This is a genomic window from Enterococcus sp. LJL90 (assembly GCF_056924355.1).
The window spans coordinates 807,324-832,989 of record NZ_JBXPBQ010000001.1 but is presented as its reverse complement, the minus strand read 5'-3'; the positions used below and the strand labels follow the sequence as shown (position 1 = coordinate 832,989).

41 protein-coding genes and 1 pseudogene are annotated in these 25,666 nt (G+C 40.5%); 4 read left to right on the top strand and 38 right to left on the bottom strand.

The window, feature by feature from the left end; genetic code table 11:
• Positions 1 to 5: 5 nt before the first annotated feature.
• Complete coding sequence (locus AC1Z3S_RS03795) at positions 6 to 380, top strand: hypothetical protein (RefSeq protein ID WP_461739228.1); 375 nt, start codon at positions 6 to 8, stop codon at positions 378 to 380.
• 55 nt (positions 381 to 435) lie between these two features.
• Here the strand turns inward: AC1Z3S_RS03795 and truA are convergent, their stop codons facing one another.
• The 33 genes from truA to rpsJ all read right to left on the bottom strand — a co-directional run bounded on the left by truA (position 436) and on the right by rpsJ (position 18,261).
• Entirely contained in the window at positions 436 to 1,182 is a 747-nt protein-coding gene (gene truA / locus AC1Z3S_RS03790; protein WP_461739227.1) for a tRNA pseudouridine(38-40) synthase TruA, read from the bottom strand.
• Positions 1,183 to 1,324: 142 nt separating this feature from the next.
• The gene (locus tag AC1Z3S_RS03785; protein WP_461739226.1) at positions 1,325 to 2,122 is read right to left on the bottom strand and encodes an energy-coupling factor transporter transmembrane component T family protein; all 798 of its coding nucleotides are present in this window, start codon (positions 2,120 to 2,122) and stop codon (positions 1,325 to 1,327) included.
• Positions 2,112 to 2,981, bottom strand: coding sequence for an energy-coupling factor ABC transporter ATP-binding protein (locus AC1Z3S_RS03780; RefSeq protein ID WP_461739423.1), 870 nt, complete (start codon positions 2,979 to 2,981; stop codon positions 2,112 to 2,114). Before AC1Z3S_RS03780 ends, AC1Z3S_RS03785 begins: the two co-directional genes overlap by 11 nt.
• Entirely contained in the window at positions 2,957 to 3,796 is an 840-nt protein-coding gene (locus tag AC1Z3S_RS03775; RefSeq protein ID WP_461739225.1) for an energy-coupling factor ABC transporter ATP-binding protein, read from the bottom strand. Before AC1Z3S_RS03775 ends, AC1Z3S_RS03780 begins: the two co-directional genes overlap by 25 nt.
• 355 nt (positions 3,797 to 4,151) lie before the next feature.
• On the bottom strand, positions 4,152 to 4,532 hold the full coding sequence (rplQ, locus tag AC1Z3S_RS03770; protein ID WP_461739224.1) for a 50S ribosomal protein L17: 381 nt from the start codon (positions 4,530 to 4,532) through the stop codon (positions 4,152 to 4,154).
• A 21-nt stretch (positions 4,533 to 4,553) separates the two neighbouring features.
• On the bottom strand, positions 4,554 to 5,492 hold the full coding sequence (locus tag AC1Z3S_RS03765) for a DNA-directed RNA polymerase subunit alpha (RefSeq protein WP_265455880.1): 939 nt from the start codon (positions 5,490 to 5,492) through the stop codon (positions 4,554 to 4,556).
• A 79-nt stretch (positions 5,493 to 5,571) separates the two neighbouring features.
• Positions 5,572 to 5,961 carry a 30S ribosomal protein S11 gene (rpsK, locus tag AC1Z3S_RS03760; protein WP_265455882.1) on the bottom strand — a complete coding sequence of 130 codons (390 nt, stop codon included), beginning with the start codon at positions 5,959 to 5,961 and terminating at the stop codon, positions 5,572 to 5,574.
• A 27-nt stretch (positions 5,962 to 5,988) separates the two neighbouring features.
• The gene (gene rpsM / locus AC1Z3S_RS03755; protein WP_265455884.1) at positions 5,989 to 6,354 is read right to left on the bottom strand and encodes a 30S ribosomal protein S13; all 366 of its coding nucleotides are present in this window, start codon (positions 6,352 to 6,354) and stop codon (positions 5,989 to 5,991) included.
• Positions 6,355 to 6,371: 17 nt separating this feature from the next.
• Positions 6,372 to 6,488: a 50S ribosomal protein L36 gene (gene rpmJ / locus AC1Z3S_RS03750; RefSeq protein WP_013773089.1), complete on the bottom strand. Its 117-nt coding sequence runs from the start codon at positions 6,486 to 6,488 to the stop codon at positions 6,372 to 6,374.
• A 32-nt stretch (positions 6,489 to 6,520) separates the two neighbouring features.
• On the bottom strand, positions 6,521 to 6,739 hold the full coding sequence (gene infA, locus AC1Z3S_RS03745; RefSeq protein ID WP_010756460.1) for a translation initiation factor IF-1: 219 nt from the start codon (positions 6,737 to 6,739) through the stop codon (positions 6,521 to 6,523).
• A 182-nt stretch (positions 6,740 to 6,921) separates the two neighbouring features.
• A complete protein-coding gene (locus tag AC1Z3S_RS03740) occupies positions 6,922 to 7,569 on the bottom strand; it encodes an adenylate kinase (RefSeq protein WP_461735348.1) in 648 nt (215 codons plus the stop codon).
• A gap of 153 nt (positions 7,570 to 7,722) precedes the next feature.
• A complete protein-coding gene (gene secY, locus AC1Z3S_RS03735; protein WP_461739223.1) occupies positions 7,723 to 9,018 on the bottom strand; it encodes a preprotein translocase subunit SecY in 1,296 nt (431 codons plus the stop codon).
• Position 9,019: 1 nt separating this feature from the next.
• Positions 9,020 to 9,460 carry a 50S ribosomal protein L15 gene (gene rplO, locus AC1Z3S_RS03730; RefSeq protein WP_265455895.1) on the bottom strand — a complete coding sequence of 147 codons (441 nt, stop codon included), beginning with the start codon at positions 9,458 to 9,460 and terminating at the stop codon, positions 9,020 to 9,022.
• A 32-nt stretch (positions 9,461 to 9,492) separates the two neighbouring features.
• Positions 9,493 to 9,672, bottom strand: a complete 180-nt coding sequence (gene rpmD / locus AC1Z3S_RS03725) for a 50S ribosomal protein L30 (RefSeq protein ID WP_265455896.1) — start codon at positions 9,670 to 9,672, stop codon at positions 9,493 to 9,495.
• Between the two features lie 13 nt (positions 9,673 to 9,685).
• Positions 9,686 to 10,186, bottom strand: coding sequence for a 30S ribosomal protein S5 (gene rpsE, locus AC1Z3S_RS03720; protein WP_265455898.1), 501 nt, complete (start codon positions 10,184 to 10,186; stop codon positions 9,686 to 9,688).
• A gap of 21 nt (positions 10,187 to 10,207) precedes the next feature.
• Positions 10,208 to 10,564, bottom strand: a complete 357-nt coding sequence (gene rplR / locus AC1Z3S_RS03715) for a 50S ribosomal protein L18 (protein WP_265455899.1) — start codon at positions 10,562 to 10,564, stop codon at positions 10,208 to 10,210.
• Positions 10,565 to 10,664: 100 nt separating this feature from the next.
• On the bottom strand, positions 10,665 to 11,201 hold the full coding sequence (gene rplF / locus AC1Z3S_RS03710) for a 50S ribosomal protein L6 (protein WP_265455901.1): 537 nt from the start codon (positions 11,199 to 11,201) through the stop codon (positions 10,665 to 10,667).
• A 30-nt stretch (positions 11,202 to 11,231) separates the two neighbouring features.
• Positions 11,232 to 11,630 carry a 30S ribosomal protein S8 gene (rpsH, locus tag AC1Z3S_RS03705; protein ID WP_265455903.1) on the bottom strand — a complete coding sequence of 133 codons (399 nt, stop codon included), beginning with the start codon at positions 11,628 to 11,630 and terminating at the stop codon, positions 11,232 to 11,234.
• 39 nt (positions 11,631 to 11,669) lie between these two features.
• Positions 11,670 to 11,855 (bottom strand): type Z 30S ribosomal protein S14, encoded by a 186-nt coding sequence (locus AC1Z3S_RS03700; RefSeq protein WP_002288673.1) that lies wholly within the window; start codon positions 11,853 to 11,855, stop codon positions 11,670 to 11,672.
• An 18-nt stretch (positions 11,856 to 11,873) separates the two neighbouring features.
• Positions 11,874 to 12,413: a 50S ribosomal protein L5 gene (gene rplE, locus AC1Z3S_RS03695; RefSeq protein WP_265455905.1), complete on the bottom strand. Its 540-nt coding sequence runs from the start codon at positions 12,411 to 12,413 to the stop codon at positions 11,874 to 11,876.
• Between the two features lie 25 nt (positions 12,414 to 12,438).
• A complete protein-coding gene (gene rplX / locus AC1Z3S_RS03690; RefSeq protein WP_461735347.1) occupies positions 12,439 to 12,744 on the bottom strand; it encodes a 50S ribosomal protein L24 in 306 nt (101 codons plus the stop codon).
• A gap of 35 nt (positions 12,745 to 12,779) precedes the next feature.
• A complete protein-coding gene (gene rplN, locus AC1Z3S_RS03685; RefSeq protein ID WP_461735346.1) occupies positions 12,780 to 13,148 on the bottom strand; it encodes a 50S ribosomal protein L14 in 369 nt (122 codons plus the stop codon).
• A gap of 69 nt (positions 13,149 to 13,217) precedes the next feature.
• Complete coding sequence (rpsQ, locus tag AC1Z3S_RS03680) at positions 13,218 to 13,481, bottom strand: 30S ribosomal protein S17 (protein WP_265455910.1); 264 nt, start codon at positions 13,479 to 13,481, stop codon at positions 13,218 to 13,220.
• A gap of 23 nt (positions 13,482 to 13,504) precedes the next feature.
• Complete coding sequence (gene rpmC, locus AC1Z3S_RS03675; RefSeq protein WP_265455911.1) at positions 13,505 to 13,693, bottom strand: 50S ribosomal protein L29; 189 nt, start codon at positions 13,691 to 13,693, stop codon at positions 13,505 to 13,507.
• Positions 13,683 to 14,117, bottom strand: coding sequence for a 50S ribosomal protein L16 (gene rplP, locus AC1Z3S_RS03670; protein WP_461735345.1), 435 nt, complete (start codon positions 14,115 to 14,117; stop codon positions 13,683 to 13,685). The genes rpmC and rplP overlap by 11 nt, the downstream gene beginning before the upstream one ends.
• 2 nt (positions 14,118 to 14,119) lie before the next feature.
• Positions 14,120 to 14,776 (bottom strand): 30S ribosomal protein S3, encoded by a 657-nt coding sequence (gene rpsC, locus AC1Z3S_RS03665; RefSeq protein WP_265455914.1) that lies wholly within the window; start codon positions 14,774 to 14,776, stop codon positions 14,120 to 14,122.
• A gap of 13 nt (positions 14,777 to 14,789) precedes the next feature.
• Positions 14,790 to 15,137, bottom strand: coding sequence for a 50S ribosomal protein L22 (rplV, locus tag AC1Z3S_RS03660; protein ID WP_265455916.1), 348 nt, complete (start codon positions 15,135 to 15,137; stop codon positions 14,790 to 14,792).
• A gap of 23 nt (positions 15,138 to 15,160) precedes the next feature.
• Positions 15,161 to 15,439 (bottom strand): 30S ribosomal protein S19, encoded by a 279-nt coding sequence (gene rpsS / locus AC1Z3S_RS03655; protein ID WP_265455917.1) that lies wholly within the window; start codon positions 15,437 to 15,439, stop codon positions 15,161 to 15,163.
• Between the two features lie 42 nt (positions 15,440 to 15,481).
• Positions 15,482 to 16,315, bottom strand: coding sequence for a 50S ribosomal protein L2 (rplB, locus tag AC1Z3S_RS03650; protein ID WP_265455919.1), 834 nt, complete (start codon positions 16,313 to 16,315; stop codon positions 15,482 to 15,484).
• Between the two features lie 38 nt (positions 16,316 to 16,353).
• The gene (locus tag AC1Z3S_RS03645) at positions 16,354 to 16,644 is read right to left on the bottom strand and encodes a 50S ribosomal protein L23 (RefSeq protein WP_265455920.1); all 291 of its coding nucleotides are present in this window, start codon (positions 16,642 to 16,644) and stop codon (positions 16,354 to 16,356) included.
• Positions 16,644 to 17,267: a 50S ribosomal protein L4 gene (gene rplD, locus AC1Z3S_RS03640; RefSeq protein ID WP_265455921.1), complete on the bottom strand. Its 624-nt coding sequence runs from the start codon at positions 17,265 to 17,267 to the stop codon at positions 16,644 to 16,646. The genes AC1Z3S_RS03645 and rplD overlap by 1 nt, the downstream gene beginning before the upstream one ends.
• A 28-nt stretch (positions 17,268 to 17,295) precedes the next feature.
• On the bottom strand, positions 17,296 to 17,925 hold the full coding sequence (gene rplC, locus AC1Z3S_RS03635) for a 50S ribosomal protein L3 (protein WP_461739222.1): 630 nt from the start codon (positions 17,923 to 17,925) through the stop codon (positions 17,296 to 17,298).
• 27 nt (positions 17,926 to 17,952) lie between these two features.
• Complete coding sequence (gene rpsJ / locus AC1Z3S_RS03630; RefSeq protein WP_005880808.1) at positions 17,953 to 18,261, bottom strand: 30S ribosomal protein S10; 309 nt, start codon at positions 18,259 to 18,261, stop codon at positions 17,953 to 17,955.
• A gap of 514 nt (positions 18,262 to 18,775) precedes the next feature.
• On the opposite strand from rpsJ, the gene AC1Z3S_RS03625 reads away from it, so the two are divergent.
• Entirely contained in the window at positions 18,776 to 19,015 is a 240-nt protein-coding gene (locus AC1Z3S_RS03625; protein ID WP_461739221.1) for a DUF3977 family protein, read from the top strand.
• Between the two features lie 27 nt (positions 19,016 to 19,042).
• On the opposite strand, the gene AC1Z3S_RS03620 is transcribed toward AC1Z3S_RS03625, so the two are convergent.
• Positions 19,043 to 19,612 carry a histidine phosphatase family protein gene (locus AC1Z3S_RS03620; RefSeq protein WP_461739220.1) on the bottom strand — a complete coding sequence of 190 codons (570 nt, stop codon included), beginning with the start codon at positions 19,610 to 19,612 and terminating at the stop codon, positions 19,043 to 19,045.
• A gap of 571 nt (positions 19,613 to 20,183) precedes the next feature.
• A complete protein-coding gene (argF, locus tag AC1Z3S_RS03615; RefSeq protein WP_461739219.1) occupies positions 20,184 to 21,203 on the bottom strand; it encodes an ornithine carbamoyltransferase in 1,020 nt (339 codons plus the stop codon).
• A 167-nt stretch (positions 21,204 to 21,370) separates the two neighbouring features.
• Here argF and AC1Z3S_RS03610 point away from each other — a divergent pair.
• Positions 21,371 to 22,047, top strand: a pseudogene (locus AC1Z3S_RS03610) (response regulator transcription factor).
• A 33-nt stretch (positions 22,048 to 22,080) separates the two neighbouring features.
• Positions 22,081 to 22,971: a sensor histidine kinase gene (locus AC1Z3S_RS03605; protein ID WP_461739218.1), complete on the top strand. Its 891-nt coding sequence runs from the start codon at positions 22,081 to 22,083 to the stop codon at positions 22,969 to 22,971.
• A gap of 39 nt (positions 22,972 to 23,010) precedes the next feature.
• Here AC1Z3S_RS03605 and AC1Z3S_RS03600 read toward each other — a convergent pair whose 3' ends face one another.
• The 3 genes from AC1Z3S_RS03600 to AC1Z3S_RS03590 all read right to left on the bottom strand — a co-directional run bounded on the left by AC1Z3S_RS03600 (position 23,011) and on the right by AC1Z3S_RS03590 (position 25,590).
• Entirely contained in the window at positions 23,011 to 23,778 is a 768-nt protein-coding gene (locus AC1Z3S_RS03600; RefSeq protein ID WP_461739217.1) for an ABC transporter permease, read from the bottom strand.
• Positions 23,779 to 23,791: 13 nt separating this feature from the next.
• Positions 23,792 to 24,697, bottom strand: a complete 906-nt coding sequence (locus AC1Z3S_RS03595; protein ID WP_461739216.1) for an ABC transporter ATP-binding protein — start codon at positions 24,695 to 24,697, stop codon at positions 23,792 to 23,794.
• Positions 24,698 to 25,086: 389 nt separating this feature from the next.
• Positions 25,087 to 25,590 (bottom strand): GNAT family N-acetyltransferase, encoded by a 504-nt coding sequence (locus AC1Z3S_RS03590; RefSeq protein WP_461739215.1) that lies wholly within the window; start codon positions 25,588 to 25,590, stop codon positions 25,087 to 25,089.
• Positions 25,591 to 25,666 lie beyond the last annotated feature (76 nt).

Genomic DNA, 25,666 nt, shown 5'->3' with positions numbered 1-25,666 from the left:
TTTACATGAAACTAAAACGCACAATTATCGGTTACCTAAGTATTACAGCCTTTCTTTTTGTCTTTCAACTCATCTATCATAGCTTTAGTCATGGCGTCACCTCAATCGGCTTAGAGTATGTCTGGGTGATTCCTTTAATCGGCGGGCTGCTGATTATTCTTTTAAATGGCCCTTTAAAAACCCTCAATAATCGGTTAGCTTTTAATCTCTACAATATCGCTTTAGCAGTCTGTATTAATGCCGTGATTATTCAAGGAATTCTTGATATTGCCGGCAGTGACACACCTTATTTAAGATATTATTACTTTATCGCCTTACCGATGCTAGCGTTAAGTTTAGTTTTCTTTGTTGGTGACCGCTTGTTTGTGAAGGTGAAATAAAAAAAGCCAATCTACAACTCATTGTTAAACAATGGTTGTAGATTGGCTTTTTCCGTTACTCATACTTCACTTCTTTTAAATACAATCCCTCTGGATGCGCCGTTGGACCGGCTGCATTTCGATCCTTGGCGGCGATAATTTTTGGTAAACTGTCGACAGCCAGCCGCCCATTGCCGATTTTTAGTAAGGTGCCGACTAAAATACGAATCATTTTGTATAAAAAGCCATCTCCGCGAAAAGTGAAAAGCAGTTCATCGCCAGCGGCATTAACGGTCATCTCGGCTTGATAAATCGTCCGCACTTTTTCTTCAACGGAACTACCAGTTGCACAAAAGGAAGTAAAGTCATGGGTTCCCAATAAATCCGGCAATGCTTGCTGGATTTTATCCAAGTCAAGCGGATAAGGATAAAAGCTCGCGTAAAAACGGCGGAAGGGACTGCGGGGCTTGCCGATGTCAACCCGAAATTCATAGGTCTTTTCGATAACATGATAACGGGCGTGGAAATCATCTTTGACAATTGCTACTTCCCGGCAAGCAATATCCTCTGGCGTTTGTGTGTCTAAAGCATAGCGCATTCGCTCCAAAGGGCGCTCCTCAGGATAATCAAAATGAATCACCTGACCGATGGCATGGACTCCCGCATCTGTTCGTCCTGAGCCAAAAATGGTAATTCCTTGTCCGTTATTCATCATCTTTAAAGTTTTCTCTATTTCCCCTTGGACAGTCCGACCATTGGGCTGGTTTTGAAAGCCGTTAAAATTTGTGCCATCATAAGCAATAATTGCTTTGTATCGTACCATTTTGTTCATTCCTTTATTGATTTATAAAATAAAAAATCCGAAGCCATCCAAGATTTCACAGGTGATGATAACCTGGCGGCAAAATGTTAACAATGCCTTCCCTCTCAGATGGTTCGGATAACTTGTTGACTAAAAATCTTTTTTAATAGCGTAGGAAAAGTAAAGCACAGGTCAGCGCTGTAAACACGAAAACCACGATTGTATCTCGTCCATGCCAATGAAGCACACGATATTTTGTTCGGCCTTCGCCGCCTTGATAACCACGAGCCTCCATCGCCGTCGCTAAATCATCGGCTCGTTTAAAGCTGGAGACAAAGAGCGGAATCAGTAACGGCACGACTGCCTTCATTTTATCAATCAGATTGCCCTCGCCGAAATCGACACCACGGGCCCGCTGAGCGTTCATAATTTTTTCCGTTTCATCCATCAAGGTTGGCACAAAACGCAGAGCAATCGACAGCATCAAAGAAATTTCATGGACTGGAAAACGCACCACTCGCAACGGACGCAAAATATATTCAATTGCGTCAGATAATTCTAAAGGCTGCGTTGTTAACGTCAACAAAGTAGACATAAAGATAATCAAAACGAAGCGGCAGAAAATCATCACCCCGTTGACTACACCGAGATAAGTTAAACTGAAAATGCCCCAGCTCCAATAGACCTCACCGCCACGGGTGAAAAAGATCTGCAATGCAACGGTAAAAAGCATTAGAAAGAGCAGCGGACGTACGCCACGAATGAAAAAGCGCAGGTCAATCTTTGAAAGTAAAATAGCAAAGATGGTGAAACTCCCCATCAACAAATAAGTTTGCCAATTATTTGCTAGAAAGATAATGCCGATAAAATAAAAACTTGCTAGTAATTTAGCCCGCGGATCTAAACGGTGAATCAGTGAATCCCCCGGAATAAAGCGGCCTAAAATCAATTTATTCATCATGGGCGTCACCTCCAGCCAGCGCAACAATGTCACGGGCTAGTTCGTCAGCGGTTAGCGGCAATTCAGCAAATTGAATACCTTTGGCTGCTAATCGTTGGGCAAATTCAGAAGCCGTTGGGACGCCTAATTGTTTGGCCTTCAGCCATTCGATATCCGCAAAGACTTCTCTTGGCGTGCCGTTTTTCACAATTCGGCCCTTTTCCAGAACATAAACATAATCAGCAAAATCAGCGACATCATTCATTAAATGGGTCACGAGGACAATCGTCAAGTTTTTCTTTAGATGCAGCTCATTAAACATCTGCATCATTTCACGGCGCCCCTGTGGGTCAAGACCGGCAGTCGGCTCATCTAAGACTAATACTTCCGGTTCCATTGCTAAGACGCCAGCAATCGCCACCCGTCGCATTTGTCCCCCAGATAAGTCAAAGGGTGACCGTTCCATATAGGTTTCGTCTAATCCAACTAGTTCTAGCATTTCTTTCGCCAAAACCTTACCCTCTTCTTCACTGACACCAAAGTTTTTGGGACCAAAGGCGATATCTTTGGCAACCGTTTCTTCGAATAATTGAGCTTCTGGAAATTGAAAGACAATCCCGACTTTTTTGCGAATCGGTTTTAAATTTTTATTATCTGTAGTAGCGATAATCTCTCTTTCACCAATCCAAACTTTGCCTTTGGTTGGTTTAACAAGCGCATTTAAGTGCTGCAGTAAAGTCGATTTGCCACTGCCGGTATGACCGACAATCGCCGTATAAGAGCCCTCTTTAATTTCTAAATCTAAATCAAATAGCGCGGCTTGTTCAAAGGGCGTATTAGGTTGATACGTAAAGCTTACTTCTTCAAAACGGATGTCCATAGCCACTCAACCATCCCTTCTTCAGTTAAATACTCTTGGGGAACGGCAATTCCTTGTTCCTTCAAGGCAATTTTTAGTTTTTCGGGAAATGGCAGGTCCAAGCCCAACTCAATTAATTCAGGTCCCGCAGAAAAAATTTCTTCCGGTGAACCTTCTTTAATCAGTTCCCCCTGACGCATGACAAAAACCCGATTGGCATTTGCCGCTTCGTCAATATCATGGGTGATTGAAATCACCGTCAAATTGCTTTCATCCTTAATTTCTTTAATAGTTTTGATAACCTCTTCTCGGCCTTCAGGATCTAACATACTCGTCGCTTCATCTAAAATAATAATATCTGGACGCAACGCAACCACACCAGCAATCGCAACCCGCTGCTTTTGACCGCCGGACAGTCGAGCAGGTTCTCTGGCAGCAAAATCGCTCATGCGAACCTTTTGCAAAGCGTCTTTAACTCTAAGTAGCATGTCTTCTCGAGGAACGCCTTGATTTTCCATACCAAAGGCGACATCATCCTCCACTGTGGCCCCAACAAATTGATTGTCGGGATTTTGGAAGACCATGCCGACCATTTTTCGAAGACTCCAAATGTTTTCTTCTGATAAAATATAGTCGCCGACTTTGACAGAACCAGATTCTGGCAGCAATAAGCCGTTGATTGTCTTAGCTAAAGTTGATTTACCAGAGCCATTGTGACCGATAATCGCCACCCATTCTCCCCGGTTTATTTCGATGCTCACGTCATTTAAGGCGTAGCTTGAATCGTCTTCTTGATATTTAAAACGAATATTCTCAAGTTGAATAATCGGATCCATTAGACTTCCTCCGTCCACAAATTTTCCTGTTATTATTTCATCATAAACTGTGGAATATAGCAATCTTTTGTTCTTACAAAATAAAATAAAGTGCTTTTTTACACCTAACTGTCATGACAGGTTTGCTAGGTATAAAAAAACACTTTATGATGAGTGCCAAGAGGCTGTGACGCTGCCTCAAACTATTTCCTTCTCCGTGTTTGCTGTAAAAAACAAACTTACCAAGATACTAGCAATTGGATAATCAAGCTTGAGACAATTTGGTCACAGACTCTGGCGCCGAGCTAGACTCGGAGTAAAACTCCAACATCATAACACTCTATGCTCACATCTATAAAGTGACAGCAGTGTGATTTTAAACTAGTTCTAAAACAACCATTGGGGCGCCGTCGCCGCGTCTTGGTTCAGTCTTCAAGATACGAGTGTAGCCGCCTTGGCGTTCAGCATAACGAGGTGCAATATCGTTAAACAACTTTTGTAAAGCTGTTTCCACAACGATTTTTTCATCTTCTTCACGTACGCTGGCAACTTCGTTACGAACGAATGTAGCTGCTTGACGACGAGCATGAAGATCTCCACGTTTGCCTAAAGTAATCATTTTTTCCGTTGTTGAGCGAACTTCTTTCGCACGAGCTTCAGTCGTTACGATACGTTCGTTGATCAACAAATCGGTAGTTAAATCACGCAACATTGCTTTACGCTGACTAGATGTGCGTCCTAATTTACGATAACTCACGGGGATTATCCTCCTTTGGGATTAGTCTTCTTTACGTAAACCTAAGCCTAAGTCCATCAATTTTGCTTTGACTTCCTCTAATGATTTGCGGCCCAAATTACGAACTTTAATCATTTCTGGTTCAGATTTATTAGTTAATTCTTGTACAGTGTTGATTCCGGCACGTTTCAGACAGTTATATGAACGAACAGATAAGTCTAATTCTTCAATTGTCATTTCCAACATTTTTTCTTTTTGAGTTTCTTCTTTTTCAACCATGATTTCAGCGTTTTTCGCTTCGTCAGTTAGGTTAACAAAGATGTCTAAATGTTCAGTCATGATCTTTGCAGCTAAACTCATTGCTTCTAATGGTTCAATTGAGCCATCAGTCCAAATTTCCATCGTCAATTTATCAAAATCATCACGACGGCCGACACGTGTATTTTCAACTTGGTAGTTGACACGGTTTACCGGGGTGTAAATAGAATCAACTGGAAGCATACCAATTGGCATATCTTCACGTTTGTTTTCATCTGCTTGGACATAGCCCCGTCCTGGTTTAACCGTTAAACGAGCATGGAAGGTCGAGCCTTCAGCTACTTCACAGATAAATAAATCTTTGTTTAGGATTTCAACATCGCTGTCCACGAGAATATCGCCGGCAGTGACGGTTGCTGGTCCTGTGATATCAATTTCAAGGGTTTTTTCTTCTTGGGTGTAAAGCTTTAACGCTAAGCCTTTGATGTTCAGAATGATTTGTGTCACATCTTCTCTCACACCTTTAACAGTTGAGAACTCATGCAATACGCCATCAATTTGAATATTGGTAATAGCGGCACCCGGTAAAGAAGATAATAAAATACGACGTAGGGAATTCCCTAAAGTAGTTCCATAACCTCTTTCCAGAGGTTCAACGATGAACTTTCCGTAATCCTTTTTCTCATCAATCTTGGCAATTCTAGGTTTTTCAAATTCAATCATTCTTATCTTTACCCCTTTCAAAACGAAACGTCATTAGTTCAATGATGTTATTGCAAGCACTCAAAATGAGCTGCACCTATTAAACACGACGGCGTTTTGGAGGGCGGGCACCATTATGAGGAACTGGTGTAACGTCACGAATTGCTGTTACTTCTAGTCCAGTTGCTTGTAGTGAACGAATAGCTGCTTCACGTCCTGAACCAGGTCCTTTAACTGTTACTTCAACGGTTTTTAAGCCGTGTTCCATCGCTGCTTTGGTAGCAGTTTCGGCTGCCATTTGAGCTGCAAAAGGAGTTGATTTCTTGCTTCCTTTGAAGCCTAATGAGCCAGCTGATGACCAAGCGATTGCGTTACCGTGAACATCAGTGATCATAATAATAGTATTGTTGAATGTTGAGTGGATATGTGCAATCCCAGCTTCAATATTCTTTTTGACACGACGTTTACGATTTACTTTCTTTGCTGCCATGAAGTGTTGGCCTCCTTTACTTAAGAATTATTTTTTCTTACCTGCTACTGTACGAGCTGGGCCTTTACGAGTACGTGCATTATTTTTCGTGTTTTGTCCACGAGTTGGTAATCCACGACGGTGACGAATCCCACGGTAAGAACCGATTTCCATCAATCGTTTGATGTTTAAGTTCACTTCACGACGAAGATCACCTTCAACTTTTAATTTATCAACTTCTGCACGGATAGCATCTGTTTGTTCGTTAGTTAAATCTCTAACGCGAACGTCTTCAGAAACACCAGCATTAGCCAATACTTTTTTCGCAGTAGTGTTACCAATCCCAAAAATATAAGTAAGGGAAATTACTACGCGTTTATCACGAGGAATATCTACTCCTGCAATACGAGCCATACTTTATGACACCTCCATTATCCTTGACGTTGTTTGTGTTTTGGATTTGCTGAGCAAATCACCATAACCCGTCCATTACGACGAATTACTTTACAATGTTCACACATCGGTTTTACTGATGGTCTTACTTTCATGATAATACCTCCTGTGGTTTTACGGAGTACAATTATTTGAAGCGGTAGGTAATCCGGCCACGACTCAGATCATAAGGAGACAATTCAACTGTCACCTTGTCACCGGGTAAAATACGAATGTAGTGCATTCGAATTTTGCCTGATACGTGAGCGAGTACTTCGTGTCCATTTTCCAATTCCACTTTAAACATTGCATTCGGCAAAGTTTCGACGACTGTACCTTCGATTTCAATCATATCATCTTTTGCCACGCATAGTACCTCCTTGTACTTGTTTCGTGATTTACACGATAAAACGGCGGAAACAGCTGCTCCCACCTACATTTTCAACTTGACTACTTCTATTTGACTAGAAGTCGGACTGACATATTCTATCATAGACCGCTACATTTGACAAGAGAAACCAAACGCAAGTCGGTTGCGGGCTAGCTGGGCTATTTGTCAATGATATGTTTGACATCTGCAAATACGTCATCAATTGGACGGTTCCCATCAATTGTTTGTAATAAGCCTAGCTCTTGATAGTAAGCCAAGATTGGTGCGCTACTTTCAATATTAACAGCTAAGCGGTTCTTAACAGTTTCAGGTTTGTCGTCTTCCCGTTGGAAAAACTCATGCCCACCGCATCGATCGCAGGTATCTTCGACTTTTGTCGGGTTAAAAATCTTATGATAAGTCGCCCCACAATTACGACAGATATAGCGACCTGCTAAACGTTCAACTAAAATATCTTCTGCGACATGAATTTCAATGACGCCGTCGATTTTTTTGTTTAAGTCTTTTAGCATTTGATCTAATGCTTTTGCTTGGTCGATAGTCCGGGGAAAGCCATCTAAAAGGAAACCATTTTTGGTATCATCTTCAGCTAAACGTTCTTTGACAATGCCGTTGGTTACTTCATCAGGAACCAAATCGCCTTTGTCCATAAACGCTTTTGCCTGTAATCCAAGAGTTGTTTCATTTTTGATTGCAGCTCGGAACATATCGCCAGTCGAGATTTGCGGAATCCCATAAGCATCAATAATTTTTTCAGCCTGAGTTCCTTTACCAGCTCCAGGCAGTCCCATTAAAATGAGATTCATCAGTGCTCCTCCTTCATTCCTTTGACTGATTGTTTAAACAATCAGCAAAGTCTCTGCAGTGAATGTCTTGGCCTTCAACTAACCTCCGCAACACCCTCTGGGAGAAGATTCTCCCATCATGTGTTTAGGCAGCGAGAAATTCTCGGTAACTGATTAGTTGATAAAGCCGACGTACTTGCGTTTCAACAATAAACCTTCTAATTGTTTAGCACTATCTAACGCAACTCCGATAATGATTAGTAAACTTGTTCCCCCAAGTCCAATCGATGAAGGAAGATCCCACAACATCGAAGCAATGATTGGCAACAAGGCCACTAAGCCTAAGAAGACTGAGCCGACCGTACTTAAACGCATTAACAAACTAGATACATATTCTTCGGTACCTTTACCAGGTCGCACGCTTGGAATATAGCTGCCTTGTTTTTGCAAGTTTTCAGCTAATTTTTCAGGGTTGACTTGGACAAATGCATAGAAGAATGTAAAGGCAACAATCAATACTGTGTAAAGAATGGCGCCGGGTACCGTTTGATAATTGAAGATTTGTGAAACGATATCGTACCAGCCAGCATCGCTAAAGGAATTTCCGAACGCTTGTAAAAGCGTACCAGGTAAAGTCACAAATGAACTGGCGAAGATTACTGGGATAACGCCGGCAGCATTTACTTTTAATGGTAAATAACTGCTGGTTGGTGCTCCAGCAACCCGTTTGGTATATTGAATTGGAATTTTATATTCCGCTTGCTGTACATAGGTTACGATGGTCACGATAATTAACACGGCAACTAAAATCAAGGCGATAAAAATCGCGCTTTGCCAGATTTTTGATTGGTCGATATTTACAAAGTATTCATTGTAAATTTCTTTAATACTCTCTGGCAAACGTGAGATAATTCCCGCAAAGATAATCATCGATACGCCATTACCAATACCTTTTTCGGTGATTTGTTCCCCCATCCAAGTGACAAACATTGTACCAGCAGTCAGGATTAACCCGATTGTGACATATGTTTCCCAATTGGTTGATGTGGTAACGCCAAATGACGTCAACGAGTTCAAACCGATGGTCAAGGTCAGCGATTGCGCAAAACCAATAATTAACGTTAGATAGCGGGTCATCTGATTTAATTTACGACGACCGACTTCCCCTTGCTTGGACCATTCCACAAATTTGGGAACAATGTCCATCTGCAATAATTGAATAACGATTGATGAAGTGATGTATGGGGAAACACCCATTGCGAAGATTGAATATTGTTGCAACGCACCACCACTAGTCAAACTTAACATACTCAAGAAGGGTAGATCAGCAATTTCCTGTAAACGACTAGCGTTGACACCAGGAACGGTAATATGGGCTCCAATTCGAAATACGATTAGAATAAATAAAGTAAAGAATATTTTGTTGCGAATATCTTTAACTTTAAATCCGTCTCTCAAGAGTTTGATCATATTAGATCACCTCGATAGAACCACCAGCAGCTTCAATTGCTTGTTTAGCTGCTTCAGAGAATTTAGCTGCTTTAACAGTAAGTTTTTTAGTTAATTCACCATTAGCTAAGACTTTAATGCCGGCTTTTTCGTTTTTCACGATTCCAGCTTCCACCAAAGCAACTGGTGTAACTTCAGCACCATCCTCAAAGCGGTTTAACACATCTAAGTTAATAACTGCATATTCCTTACGATTAACATTAGTAAATCCACGTTTTGGTAAACGACGGAATAAAGGAGTTTGTCCCCCTTCAAAACCAAGTCTCACACCGCCACCTGAACGAGCTTTTTGCCCTTTTTGTCCACGGCCGGCAGTTTTACCATTACCTGATGAAGTTCCGCGACCAACACGGTTACGCACTTTACGAGAACCTTCTGCAGGTTGTAATTCATGAAGTTTCATTAATTGGCACCTCCTTAATCATCTAAATATTTTTAGACTTCTTCAACGTCCACTAAATGTGAAACAGTATTTACCATGCCTTTGATAGCATCGTTAGCTGGTTTAACAACCGTGCTGTTGATTTTACCTAAGCCTAAAGCTTTCACTGTATCACGTTGGTTTTGAGGACGTCCGATAACACTGCGTTTTAATGTAATTTTTAATTCAGCCATTACTTTGTCCTCCTTAACCGATTAATTCCTCAACAGATTTGCCACGCAATTGCGCAACTTCTTCTGCCCGTTTTAATTGTTTTAAACCATCAATTGTTGCGCGAACAACGTTGATTGGTGTGTTAGAACCTAATGATTTAGATGTGATATCTGCTACCCCAGCTAACTCAAGGACGGCACGAACTGGTCCACCAGCTGCCACTCCAGAACCTTCTACAGCAGGCTTCATTAAAATGCGGCCGCCGCCGAAGACACCGATAACTTCGTGAGGGATAGTTGAACCAACCATAGGTACTTCAACTAAGTTTTTCTTCGCGTCTTCAATTGCTTTACGGATAGCTTCAGGAACTTCTTGAGCTTTACCAGTACCAAAGCCAACATGTCCGTTTTTATCTCCGACAACAACTAAAGCAGCAAAACGTAAACGACGTCCACCTTTAACAACTTTAGTTACGCGGTTAATCGCAACTACGCGGTCTTCTAATTCCAAATGTTTTGGATCGATATAAACCATGAATGGTATTCCTCCTTCTTCCTAAAATTCTAGTCCATTTTCGCGAGCTGCTTCAGCTAAAGCTGCTACACGGCCATGGTAAAGGTATCCACCACGGTCAAAGACTACTTGTTTTACACCTTTGGCAGCAGCACGTTCAGCAACTAATTTGCCGACTGCAGCCGCTTGTTCAGTTTTAGTATCACCTGAAATTTCTTTTTCTAAGGCTGAGGCACTTGCTAGCGTCACACCCGCTACGTCATCAATTACTTGCGCGTAGATGTTTTTGTTAGAACGGAAAACGTTCAAGCGTGGGCACTCAGCAGTACCAGAAATTTTGTTGCGGACACGTTGATGTCTCTTTTGACGTGTTTTATTCTTGTCTGGTTTTGTAATCACAATTTTCACCTCTTGAAATAAGCTAGCCTAAGCCGCTTTGGGTAGCCTCTGAAAGCTGACAAGCTTCAGAAGACTCCCGCAGTTTATTAATAAACTGCTATTATTTACCAGTTTTACCTTCTTTACGACGAACATATTCGCCAACATAACGAATACCTTTGCCTTTATAAGGTTCTGGTGGACGAACGCCACGAATGTTTGCAGCTAATTCGCCAACATCTTCTTTATTAATGCCTTTCACAATAACTTGTGTGTTGGCAGGTACTTCAACTGTCACGCCAGCAGGTGGAGTGATTTCAACAGGATGAGAGTAACCAACGTTCAAGACAAGTTTTGTTCCTTGCAATTGAGCACGGTAACCAACCCCGATTAATTCAAGGGCTTTTTGGAAGCCTTCGGAAACACCAACAACCATGTTATTGAAGTTTGCACGGCTTGTACCGTGAATAGTTTTCATTTCTTTGCTATCGTTTGGACGAGTAAATGTAACTTCGCTGCCTTCGATATTCATTGTAATATCAGAAGAAAATGGACGAGTTAATTCACCTTTAGGTCCTTTAACAGTGACGTCATTACCTTTTTGAGTTACTTCAACTCCAGCAGGCAAGACTACTACTTTATTACCAATACGGCTCACTTAGGGCACCTCCTTGTTTGTAAAATTAAATTACCATACGTAAGCTAAAACTTCGCCGCCAATATTTTTGGCTCTAGCTTCTTTATCAGTGATAACACCTTCAGAAGTCGATAGGATTGCGATTCCTAAGCCGTTTAAGACTTTTGGTACTTCGTTAGATTTAACGTAAGCACGCAAACCTGGTTTTGAGATACGTTTCAAGTTAGTGATAACCCGTTCGTCGTTTCTACCATATTTAAGAAATACGCGGATCACGCCTTGTTTGTCATCTTCAATATATTCCACATCGCGGATGAAACCTTCGTTTTTCAAGATTTCAGCGATATCATGTTTAATTTTTGATGCAGGTACTTCTAATGATTCGTGTTTTACCATGTTGGCATTACGAATGCGAGTTAAGAAATCTGCAATTGGATCTGTCATGACCATTGAGTGATTTACCTCCTTCTTGCGAGTTGTAAGTTGTTTTTACCAGCTAGCTTTCTTCACGCCGGGAATTTGTCCTTTATAGGCAAGTTCGCGGAAGCAAATACGACATAGGTGGAATTTACGATAAACAGAATGTGGACGTCCGCAACGTTCGCAACGAGTGTATGCTTGAGTTGAGAATTTTGCAGGGCGTTTGTTTTTTGCAATCATTGATTTTTTAGCCATGTAGTTCGCCTCCTATAATTATTTTTGGAATGGCATGCCTAATTGTGTTAACAACTCACGAGATTCTTCATCTGTGTTAGCTGTTGTTACAATAACGATGTCCATACCGCGTACTTTATCTACTAAATCATAATCAACTTCTGGGAAGATTAATTGTTCTTTAATACCTAAAGTATAATTTCCCCGGCCGTCAAAGGCTTTATTACTGATACCGTGGAAGTCACGAACCCGTGGTAATGCTACGGAAACCAATTTATCTAGGAATTCGTACATTCTTTCGCCACGTAGGGTAACTTTGGCACCGATTGGCATTCCTTCACGTAAACGGAAGCCAGCGATTGATTTCTTCGCTTTCGTGATCAAAGGTTTTTGACCAGAAATTAAAGTTAATTCTTCCACTGCTTTATCAAGATTTTTAGCGTTTGATACCGCATCACCAACCCCCATGTTGATGACGATTTTTTCAACTTTAGGTGTTTGCATAACTGAGCTGTAGCTAAATTTTTCCATCAAAGATGGTGTTACTTCTTTAAGATACTTTTCTTTAAGGCGGTTCATTCCTTAGAGCCCTCCTTTCCTATGATTATTTATCTAATACTTCACCGGTTTTTTTAGAAACACGGACTTTTTTGCCATCAACGTCTTGGTAGCCAACACGGCCAGCAACGCCATTAGCGTCTAAGACCATTACGTTGGAAACATGAATCGGTGCTTCCGTTTCAATGATCCCACCTGCAACAGCTTGAGAAGGTTTTTGATGTTTTTTAACAACATTGACGCCTTCAACGATGACTTTATCTTTTTTAGGAAAAGCTTCTAAAACGACGCCTTCCTTATTTTTGTCTTTACCAGTGATAATTTTAACCTTATCGCCTTTTTTAACAAACATGTTAGATTCGCACCTCCTTATGGTTAAACTTCAGATTATAATACTTCTGGTGCAAGGGAAACGATCTTCATGAAGTTGTTTTCCCGCAATTCACGAGCAACTGGTCCGAAGATACGAGTTCCACGAGGGCTTTTATCATCACGGATGATAACTGCAGCATTTTCGTCAAATTTAATATAAGAACCATCAGCACGACGAGCGCCTGATTTAGTCCGAACGATTACGGCTTTAACGACTTCACCTTTTTTGACAACACCACCTGGCGTTGCTTGTTTAACTGTAGCAACAATCACGTCACCGATATTTGCAGTTTTGCGTCCTGAACCGCCTAACACTTTAATAGTTAGAATTTCACGAGCGCCTGAATTATCAGCAACCTTTAAACGGCTTTCTTGTTGGATCACGGTTGAATCCTCCTTTCTCATTCAAGGAAATAAGTTTTTGAAAAACTTAATATAGGAAATTCGTGGTTATTAGATAATAACTGCTTCTTCGACAACTTCTAACAAACGGAAGCGTTTGGTAGCTGACAATGGACGAGTTTCCATAATACGCACGATGTCGCCAACTTTTGCAGTGTTGTTTTCATCATGTACTTTGTATTTTTTAGAGTAATTCATGCGTTTGCCGTAGATTGGGTGATTCTTCTTAGTTTCGACAGCAACTGTAATAGTTTTGTCCATCTTATCAGATACCACGCGTCCTTGGTAAACTTTGCGTTGATTTCTTTCAGTCATACGAGTAATGGCCTCCTTCCGAATTAGTTAGCTTGTTCACGCAAAACAGTTTTGATGCGTGCAATCGATTTACGTACTTCTTGAATACGTGCAGTGTTTTCTAATTGACCTGTTGCTAGTTGGAATCTTAGATTAAACAATTCTTCTTTTAATTGTTTTTCTTGATCAAGCATTTCGGCAGTGGTTAACTCTCTGATTTCTTTAACCTTCATTCGATTCACCACCCATTTCCTCACGTTTTACGATCTTAGTTTTAACTGGTAATTTGTGAGAAGCAAGACGTAATGCTTCACGAGCAACATCTTCAGGTACGCCAGCGATTTCAAACATGATTTTGCCACGTTTAACTGGTGATACCCAACCTTCAGGTGCCCCTTTACCAGAACCCATACGTACCCCAATAGCTTTGGCAGTATAAGATTTGTGAGGGAAAATTTTAATCCATACTTTCCCACCACGTTTCATGTAACGAGTCATTGCAATACGGGCTGCTTCAATTTGGCGGTTAGTGATCCAGTGAGATTCTACAGCTTGTAAGCCGAATTCACCAAATGATACTTCTTTACCACCTTTAGCTTCCCCACGCATTTTTCCGCGGAATTCACGACGGTGTTTTACACGTTTAGGTACTAACATGATTAATTCCCTCCTTTCTCAGTGTTCTTTTTAACTGGCAAGATTTCGCCACGGTAGATCCACACTTTAACTCCTAGTTTTCCGTATGTTGTGTCTGCTTCTTCCCAAGCATAATCGATATCGGCACGAAGAGTGTGCAATGGAACTGTTCCTTCTGAATAGCCTTCACTACGAGCGATATCTGCGCCGTTCAAACGACCAGAAACTTGAGTTTTGATCCCTTTAGCACCAGAACGCATAGTTCTTTGAATCGCTTGTTTTTGGGCACGACGGAATGCTACCCGGCTTTCAAGTTGACGGGCAATGCCTTCGCCGACTAATTTTGCATCTAAATCAGGTTTTTTGATTTCAATGATGTTGATATGAACTCTTTTACCTGTTAATGTGTTTAATTCTTTTCTTAGGTTTTCGACTTCAGATCCGCCTTTACCGATAACCATTCCTGGCTTAGCTGTGTGGATTGAAATGTTTACGCGATTTGCAGCGCGTTCGATTTCAACGGTTGACACAGCGGCATCAGCAAGTTTAGTAGCGATAAATTTACGGATTCTTAAATCTTCGTGTAAGAACTCAGCATACTCTTTTTCAGCATACCATTTTGCATCCCAATCACGGATGATGCCTACACGCATTCCAATTGGATGTACTTTTTGACCCACTGATTATCCCTCCTTATTTTTCGGATACAACAACTGTAATATGACTTGTACGTTTGTTGATTGGTGATGCTGAACCTTTGGCACGTGGACGGAACCGTTTCATAGTTGCGCCTTCGTTGACAAATGCTTCAGATACCACTAAGTTTTCGACATCTAAGTCGAAGTTATTTTCTGCGTTAGCAACTGCGGACATCAAAACTTTTTCGATGATTCCCGCTGATTTGTTAGGGGTGAATTTCAAAATTGAAATTGCATCCGCTACGCTTTTCCCTCTGATAAGGTCAATTACTAGACGTGCTTTACGAGGTGAAGTGCGAACTGTTTTAGCAGTTGCTTTTGCTGATGTGATTTGTTCTGCCATTAGACTGTTTCCTCCCCTCAAAATTAGCGTCTAGTTTTCTTATCGTCAGCCGCGTGACCGCGATAAGTTCTAGTTGGTGCAAATTCACCTAATTTATGTCCTACCATGTCTTCTTGGATGTAAACTGGTACGTGTTTACGTCCATCATAAACAGCGATAGTGTAGCCTACAAAACTTGGAAAAATTGTTGAACGACGAGACCAAGTTCTAATAACTTTTTTCTTTTCAGCACCTGCTTGAGCTTCAACTTTCTTCATTAAATGCTCATCAGCGAAAGGTCCTTTTTTCAAACTACGACCCATGGTGAACCTCCTCTCAAAATTTGAAACACATGGTCAAATAGATTATTTAGCTTTGCGACGACGAACGATAAGTTTGTCAGAAGCAGCTTTTTTATTACGGGTTTTGTAACCAAGAGCTGGTTGGCCCCAAGGCGAAACTGGTGCTTTACGTCCGATTGGCGCTTTACCTTCACCACCACCGTGTGGGTGATCGTTAGGGTTCATTACGCTACCACGTACAGTTGGACGTTTACGCATCCAACGAGAGCGACCCGCTTTACCGATATTGATTAATTCATGTTGTTCGTTACCGACAGAACCAATTGTTGCTCTAGCTGCTGCCAAGATCATGCGAACTTCACCAGAGTTCAAACGGATTAATACGTATTTGCCTTCTTTACCAAGTACTTGAGCACTTGTTCCAGCTGAACGAATCAATTGTCCGCCTTTACCAGGTTTCATTTCAATGTTGTGAATCACAGTACCCACTGGGATATTTTCTAATGGAAGTGCGTTTCCTACTTTGATATCGGCTTCTGGTCCAGATACCACAGTCATGCCCACTTCTAATCCTTTAGGTGCTAAGATGTATGCTTTCACTCCATCTTCGTAATGAACTAACGCGATGTTAGCAGAACGATTTGGATCATACTCGATTGTTTTAACATGTGCGACAACGTTATCTTTATTACGTTTGAAGTCGATCATGCGGTATTGGCGCTTATGGCCGCCACCTTGATGACGAACAGTAATACGTCCGTTGTTGTTACGACCGGCATTGTTTTTCAAAGGCTGTAACAATGTTTTTTCAGGTGTTGAAGTTGTGATTTCAGCAAAATCAGAACCTGTCATGTTACGACGGCCGTTTGTCGTAGGTTTGTACTTTTTAATCGCCACGTCTTATTCCCTCCTATATAGTTAATTAGTCAATCAGCTTATTCAGCTTCGAAAATTTGGATTTCTTTTGAATCAGCAGTTAAAGTAATGACTGCTTTCCGACGTTTTCTAGTATAACCAGCGTATTTGCCCATCCGTTTGAATTTAGGATGCACGTTGATAATGTTCACGTTGGCAACTTTTACTCCGTCAAAGGCAGCTTCAACAGCTTGTTTCACTAAAGTTTTGTTAGCGCGGGTATCCACTTCAAAAGTGTATTTCTTTTCGTCCATGGCAAGCATAGATTTTTCAGTGATAACCGGGCGTTTGATTACGTCTAATAAGTTCATTATGCAAGCACCTCCTCAATTTGAGTAAGAGCAGTTTGCGTTGCTAACATTTTATCGCTAGAGACTACATCTAAAACGCTAATGTTGTCAGAGAAGACAACAGAAACATTTGGTAAGTTACGAGCTGATAAAGCAGCAAAGTCATTGTCAGTTTCAACAACTACCAATACTTTAGAGTCAATAGCTAATTTAGCTAATACTTCTTTGAATTCTTTAGTTTTTGGTGCTTCGAAGGCTAACCCTTCAACTGCTACCAAATTATTTGCAGCAACTTTTTCTGATAATACAGATTTCATTGCTAAACGACGAACTTTTTTAGGAAGTTTGTAGCTGTAAGAACGTGGTGTTGGTCCGAAGACTACGCCACCTCCACGCCATTGTGGTGAACGGATTGAACCTTGACGAGCACGGCCAGTTCCTTTTTGACGCCATGGTTTGCGACCACCGCCACGAACGGCACTGCGATTTTTAACAGCGTGTGTTCCTTGTCTTAATGAAGCGCGTTGCATGATGATGGCATCGTAGACAACACTTTCATTAGGTTCGATTCCGAAGATTTCTTCATTTAATGTGATTTCGCCATTTTGGCTACCATCTTGTTTGAATAATGCTACATTCGGCATTCCTTAGTTCCTCCTTCCTCTACTTAAATTATTTAGCTTTCACAGCTTGTTTGATTGTGATTAAAGATTTTTTAGCTCCTGGGACATTTCCTTTAATAAGGATAACGTTACGGTCTAAGTCAACGCGGACAATTTCCAAGTTTTGGATTGTAATGCGTTGGCCGCCCATCCGACCAGCAAGCTTTTTATTTTTGAATACACGGTTAGGTGCAACTGGACCCATTGACCCAGGACGACGATGGTAACGAGAACCGTGAGCCATTGGTCCGCGGCTTTGGCCGTGGCGTTTAATAGCACCTTGGAATCCTTTACCTTTTGACGTACCTGTCACATCAACGATATCTCCTGCTTGGAAAATATCTACCTTAACTTCTTTTCCTACTTCACATTCTCCTAGCTCAACATCTTTGAATTCTCGAATGAAGCGCTTAGGAGCCGTGTTTGCTTTTGCAACATGACCTTTCGCAGGTTTGTTTGCCAATACTTCACGTAAATCTTGGTAACCAACTTGAACAGCTTCGTAGCCGTCATTTTCCATTGTCTTCAGTTGTAATACAACGTTAGGCGTAGCTTCCACTACAGTTACTGGAATAAGTTCACCAGATTCGGTAAAGATTTGGGTCATCCCCACTTTTTTCCCTAAGATTCCTTTGGTCATGAGTACACCTCCATCTTAATTAGATTTTTATAGTTTGATTTCAATGTTTACACCAGATGGTAAGTCAAGCTTCATTAAAGCATCGACAGTTTTTGGTGTAGGATTCACAATGTCAATCAGACGCTTGTGAGTACGCATTTCGAATTGTTCGCGTGAATCTTTGTATTTATGAGTCGCACGAATAACTGTGTAAAGACTGCGTTCAGTTGGTAATGGAATTGGACCAGACACGCTAGCTCCAGTTCTTTTTGCAGTTTCCACGATTTTATCCGCTGATTGGTCTAAAATACGGTGTTCATACGCTTTTAAACGGATACGAATTTTTTGTTTTGCCATCTTGTTCCCTCCTTCGCCTATTTTGAAAAGTAGACATAGCTCCACGAAAATCTCCGACAAGCACGTTCGTGGCAAAGCGCCCGGGCGTGTCGCAACCTCTCGTTTCAAAGCCGGCAGAATTATTTTTATTCTGCCAGTGCTGAGTACATACCTGTAAACAGCGCCTTTGTCATTATATTATAGAAAAAGCTTCAAAGCAAGTATTTTTTTCAGAAAAACTCAGGATTTACAAGCATTTTCAAAACCTTGGATTTTCTTTAGTACATCATGAATATATATAATAGGAGAAACAATTTTTCAACTTGCATGAACACTTTTAAAATAGTCTTTTAATTAAACTTCGTGCTGTCTCAAAAAATACACATCTGTATAAATGAGTTTTTATTCGTTTGTAGAGAAAAAAATCCTCAGTGATTTTTGCGCTGAATAGCGATATTCTCTATTATAATAGAAGAAACTTGTTTATGAAGAGGACAAACCAGAATACCTTTTTGTGATGAGAAGGGGTTGACAGATGAAAAAATATTATGAAATTGGCTTTGGTAATACTTGGTGGTGCCGGACAGAAATCGAGCAGGCTGACGGCAGCGAAGAGGAAATGAAGGGCTTTGTCGGTGAATTAAAATTTGTTTCCTGCTATCTCAGAATTTGGCTAGGGAAAAAGGTCGTAATTCTTGATTCAAAAGAAGGCCTAAAAATTTCCACAAAATCCCGACGATCTGTCAAATTAATTTTGGGGATACAGTCACTTTAAGACCCGCTAGGATTACCAAATTTTTGCTTATTTTGGTAACCCATTCGCTAACAAACTAGCGGAAAAATTGAGCAATTTTCCTGTATCTGAGAACTCCCCTAAAAAGACATCAGGCATCTGTAGCTGCTTAAAATCTTGATAGCCAAATTTTCCGCCGGTGATTTCTTTAAACAAACAGGCTAAAGCAGTCCCATGTCCAGCTATTATAATATTACCAGAAGAAGCCGCCAGAATTTCTGAAAAAATCTGGCTCATGCGCAGAGTCACTTCAGCCAAAGATTCCCCTCCAGCTAATTTATAGGAAAAGTCTTGCCATTGGGCAGCAGTAAAGCTATCAAAATCAGCCAACCAAGAGCCGATTGCTCGTTCCCGCAAGGCTGTAGTTTCAGTGACTGGCAGATTGTAAAAGGCTGCCAGCGGTCGAACTGTGGCTTGCGCCCGTTCATAGGGACTTGCATAAATGTGCTGAATGGCAACTTCAGAAAAGAGTGGTACTAGCTTATCAGCCAGTTTAGCCCCCTCTTTTGTCAAAGGGGCATTTTCAGAATGCACCCGGCTATCACGAATAGAATGTCGGATAAAATATACTTGCCGCATTACTTATCACCTCGCTATTAATATCTCGCTGATATCTATAGTTTCATTGCTTTGATTATACTACAAAGCTCTCATTCAATTTAACTCTATGATGCATTGAAATCTTACGTTAATTGAGCTACCTTCCCTATGGATCGTTGAAAAGTGGGGGAAACTATGCTATATTTATGTTGCGACGTGTAAAAACTAATGAGCACAACATGAAAGCCCTACTCCTCCACGAGTAGGGCTTTACTTTTCACCAGTGGCGACACTACTGGCGCATGGGTTAATCCAGCAACTGCTTAGTCATCTTTACGATTAGTTAACCAATAATCGAATAGTGAATTCACTATTCCGACGATAACACCTGTTACAATCGGACAGAGGACCAGTGTAAAAACTAATTTCAACACACAACACCTCCTTACGGGGCAGTTGCCTGTGAATTAGCTTTTCCATTATAAATTACGCAGCAACGCCTTTTAACCCATGAATGTCTCAATAAAAAGCTGTTTCCTATTTAGAAATCCTTTTACCAACAACAAAGGTTATTGGTAAGTGATTCAATAGGAAACAGCTTTTTTAGTTTTTAAACTTTTGGAATAAATAAATTTCCTAAGGTCGCCGCCATAATCGCTTTAATCGAATGCATCCGATTTTCAGCCTGTTCAAACTGTTTAGCAAAAGGACTGTTGAAGACCTCATCAGTGATCTCCATCTCAGTCAAGCCAAAATCTTTAAAAATTTTCTGGCCATACTCAGTTTGCGTATCATGGAAGGCTGGCAGACAATGCAAAATAATCAATTTGCCTCCTTGATTGCCAGTTGCCGCCACCATCTCACTGTTAATTTGATAAGGCTGCAGTGCTTCAATCCGTTCAGCGAATTTATCCTCTTCCCCCATTGACACCCAAACATCAGTATATAAAACATTGGCCCCTTTGACACCCGCTTGAATATCGTCAGTAATCAACAGCTGGGCCCCAGAATCTTTTGCAAACCCTTGAGCTAGTTCAACAATTTCTTTAGCTGGTTGGAGGGATTGTGGTGAAACAATCCGCATGTGAACACCTAAAATGGCGCCAGTCACTAAAAGACTATTTGCCATATTGTTACGCCCGTCTCCGACATAAGTAAAAGTAATATCAGCTAGACTACCAAAATTTTCCTTCACCGTCATAAAGTCAGCAATCATCTGAGTCGGATGCCACAGATCAGTTAGGCCATTCCAGACGGGCACTCCAGAATATTTCGCCAAGTCCTCGACAACTTGCTGGCTGAAGCCGCGAAACTCAATCCCATCAAACATGCTACCTAAAACCTGAGCGGTGTCGGCAACGGATTCTTTTTTACCTAGTTGAATATCCTGTGCGCCTAAAAATTCCGGATGGGCGCCTAAGTCATTGGCTGCAACCGTAAAAGCGGCCCGGGTTCGTGTTGATGTTTTTTCAAATAATAATGCAATATTTTTCCCTGCTAAATATTGGTGGGGAATATTTTTTTGTTTCAACTCTTTTAAATGCAGCCCAAAATCAATCAAGTACAACAATTCCGCTTGGCTAAAATCTTTTTCAGCTAAAAAACTTTTTCCTTGAAAAATCGAATTCATAATCTCTACCTCTTTATTTGTTTATACATTATTATACATAAAAAAACTTAGATTTCCAGTTTTTTTAAATAATTATTCAAATAGAGGGAATTTCACTCTTTAGAATATGGTATTGGCTCATTTCATGCTAAAATGTTAATCAAAATGGTTAAAAAAGGTTGGCGCAAATGAAAAAAATACTAGTGATTGAAGACAATAATGAATTAAATGAAATGCTGGCTACGATTTTAGCGGATGATTACCATGTTCAACCGGCCTACTCAGGGACTGAAGGCTTGCTGTATTTTCAACAAGATGAGTTTGATTTAGTTTTGCTAGATCGGATGCTGCCGGGAAAAGACGGCAGCGAAGTCTTGGCAGAGATTCGCAATCATTCTCAAATACCGGTTATTTTCCTGACGGCCTTAACAAATCAGCAGGAAATCTCTCAACTTTTACTGGCTGGGCCAATGATTATCTGACTAAGCCTTTTAATATTGATGAGTTGAAGGCTAGAATCATCGTGCAATTGCGAAATCAAGTGGCTGCCCCTGCAGAAGAAACTGAAACTAGCCACTGCTACAAAAATTTAACCCTGTTACCAGATACCTTTGAACTGAAAAAAGACGAAACAGTCGTGGCCCTTAAAAAGAAAGAATTTGAAATTTTCACCCTCTTATTGAATCATCCAAAAAAAGTTTACACGAAAGAAATGCTCTATGAAGAGATTTGGGGCGAAGCCTATTATGGGGATGAAAATACCATCAATGTCCACATCAGCAATCTGCGAAAAAAAATTAAGCAATTGGATGATGCTGAGCCCTATATTGCAACTGTTTGGGGCATTGGTGTCAAACTTGCCTAGTCCTTTAAAAAACTTCAAAAAGGGGGAAATTCGATGCTGTGGTTGATGACAGCAATTGCCCTAATCTTATTGGCGATTCTAGCAGTAGTCTTATCAGAATTAAAAAATTACCGTGATCAATTGGCCATCATTACTGAAAATGAGACCAATTTGGAATTAAAAACCCATTCTCGTCTGCGCTCTTTTCAGCAGATTGTTTTATTAAACAATCAAATGATTCGCAATCATAAACAAGCACACCATCAGCTGGTCAACGAGACAAAACAGTTAGAACAAGCAATCCATAATATTTCCCATGACCTGCGAACCCCTTTGACGGTGGCGGGAGGCTATGTGCAGCTCTTGGAAAAGGATGCTCAGGCAACAGAAAAGCAACAGGAGCTGCTGAGAAAAATCTCAACAAATTTAGGCACAGTAGAGCAACATTTAGAACAGCTCCTCAATTATCAACGGCTCATTGAAGATCAAATCCAGCCGACATTTGCCGAAGTGAATGTTTCTCGTTTATTGCAAGAAGAACTACTGAATCTCTACCAATCCTTTGTGGAGGTAGATATTGAGATGACCGTTGATATTCAGCCTGAGCTTAACTTAATTACTGATAGTAAGCTATTGCGGCGGATTTTTCAAAATATTTTAGGAAATATTTTAAATCACGGGACTGAGGCTGCCTCACTACAGCTAAAAGAAAGCGGAAATCAACTAATGTTAACTGCAGAAAATCATTTAGCCACGCCAATTCTTCATCCTGAAAAATTAACAGAACGCTTTTACACAGAGGATTTGTCCCGTCAAAGCCAAAACTCTGGGCTTGGTCTTTTTATTGTGAAGGAACTGGTAGTACGCTTATCAGGAAAAATGACCCTTCAAGCACAGGCTGAAAGCTTTAAAGTTACGATTGTTTTTCCCAAAAAAGCCCAATAAAAATGGCGAGAACAATGATTCGTTCTCGCCATTTTTATTTTATAAATCCTGCTTATTGAAAATTCGATTTGAAAGAATTAAGCATAGCACCATCGTAATAATTGAACCTGCAAAAGCTGGCAGCATATCATTAAAATTACTCAAAGTTCCGCTGACCAAGTTATCCATTCCCCCTTGGAAGTCGATAAAATCCAAGATTTTCCAGTCTTGTTTAAAGATATGGACCGTATTGATAATCGTTGGCAAAATGATTGCTAGAATAATACAGACAGCCGTGTTCTTTGTTAGGTAAAGAACGATAATGATTAAAGAAGAGATGGCTGCTAACATTAACAAAAGTCCAAACATGTAGTAGACAAGCGTCGCAACTTGTTCGCCATTTTCAAAGCCGGTTCCACCAACAATGGTACCGACAACAAAGCTGACAGTCATAATTCCTAAAATTTGAGCGAATAAAACCGTCATAAAGCTGATAAATTTCCCAAAGAAGAAGCTAGTGCGGGAAACCCCGACAGTCACGATGTTTTTTAGCGTCCCTTTAGAATACTCACTGCCCAATACTAAAATGATCAAAGGAAGCATGAAGTAAAGTAACATTGAAGTCAGACTCAATTGAATTGCCGTAAAGCCGGTAATACTTGAAACAGAGTTCCCGCTAGTCGCAGATTCGCCGTTGACCGTGACCATTGTGACAGTCGACATTGAAAAAATAGCGATTAAAGTAAAAACAAAGACCACTGCTTCAGTAATCCAAAAACTCTTAGTGTGCAACAACCGATAAAAATCCCCACGAATAAAATTAAACATATTTTCCACTCTCCTAATTCATCACTAATTCTTTAAAGTAAGTTTCTAAGCTCTCCCCCTCAAGGGAAATACCATCAATTGCCAAGTCCGCCATCGTTAATTCCCGCACGATTTGGCGAATCGGTGTTTCCAGTTGATAAACATTAATCTGATGTTGTCCGACAACCTTACAATCTTCAATCGCCATTTGTCCCAAAGTCTGCAAGGCTTTTTTAACATTGTCAACTTCAATTTTAATAAAGGCTTGGGCCTTCAAATCAAATTCGTCTTTGGTCATCTCCTGCACAAGCAGGCCATCTTTGATAAAGCCAAAACGGGTAGCCACTTGATACAATTCATCTAGGATATGACTAGAAATCAAAATCGTCATGCCTTCTTCTCGGTTGAGCTTTAGTAAAAGCTCCCGAAACTCGACAATCGCCACTGGGTCCAAACCATTAATTGGTTCATCCAAAATCAGAAAATCTGGTTTATTTAATAGGGCAATTGCTAGACCCAGCTTTTGCTTCATCCCTAGAGAGAAGTTTTTATATTTCTTTTTGCCGGTATCCTCTAAGTCAACGAATTTCAGCGCTTTGGCAACCGCATCTTTTTCAATAACCCCGTTAATTTTGCAGTAATATTTCAAATTTTGCTCGGCCGTCAGCTGGTCATAGGCGACTGGTGTTTCAATAATATTCCCTACCCGCTTCAGCTCTTTGATATACTCTTTTTCGTTTTGATTACCAAACAATTGAATGTTGCCACTACTCGGCTGAATCATCCGCACGATGGTCTTAAGCAAGGTCGTCTTCCCCGCACCATTACGACCAACCAAGCCATAAATATCCCCTTTACGAATTGTCATAGTGATATCCTGCAGAGCCTGCTGCTTGCCAAAATTTTTATTTACACCTGATAGATTTAAGATAGTTTCCATTTTTAACTCCTCCTTGTTTACAAGAACATCATATCAAGTCTTCCTAAATCAGCTCTTAACTAAATGTTAATTGATTCTTAACTGCAAAAAAATAAATCTTAATTTATTGTATGCAAAAAAGACCACACTATAAGTTCTACAGAATCTTTCAGCAATCTTCCATTTATGCCGGCAGTTTCCAGCGTCTGCACAAAGTGTGATTTATAGCTGCCTTTAAGAGCAGCTTATTAAGCATTTTGATTCTATTAGAACTGATAATCCAGTCTGATTTAGTTTTATTAATTAAGTTTCAACAAAGTGGGGCTTATATAAAAAAACAACCGGCGGGTAAAAAAGATTCTATAAAACCTTTCACGGCATCCATATGCACCCAGTCAGGTTGTCAATTATTAAATCATTTTCTCGAAATAGACGAAGAAGACTTCCTCATCCAAAAATAAAAATGTTTCAGAATCTCGATGAGTAAGTTGAAAGCCAGTTTTAGTTAAAACTTTTTGTGAGACAAGATTATTATTGGTAGTATAAGCTAGGATTTTTTTCAATCCTAAAGTCTGCGCCTCTATTGTAATTAATTCAACTGCCTGCGTTGCCATGCCTTTTCCAAGGCTGGCTTCACCAATTCGATACCCTAGTTCAGCACTTTGCTGCTGCCAATTGCAATCTGTTAAATTTATTCTCCCAATTACCTGTTCAGCTTCATTTAAAATTAAGTAGAAGAAAGATTGCCGATTATCTTGTTCCATCAGCAATGCTTCATTTCGTCGTTGAAATGCTTCTGCTAAAAAATAGTCATCCCCACGGTCTGGGATATGCTGACGAAAAAAATTTCGATTTTCTTTTTCAAACGCCAGTAGTTCTGGAAATTTTTCGCTCGTTAATGGAACCAGTCGCATCTTCATTCCCTCCTTTTACTATAAAAAAAGCGCCAGAATCTATCACGAGGATAAATTCTGACGCATACGTCCGATC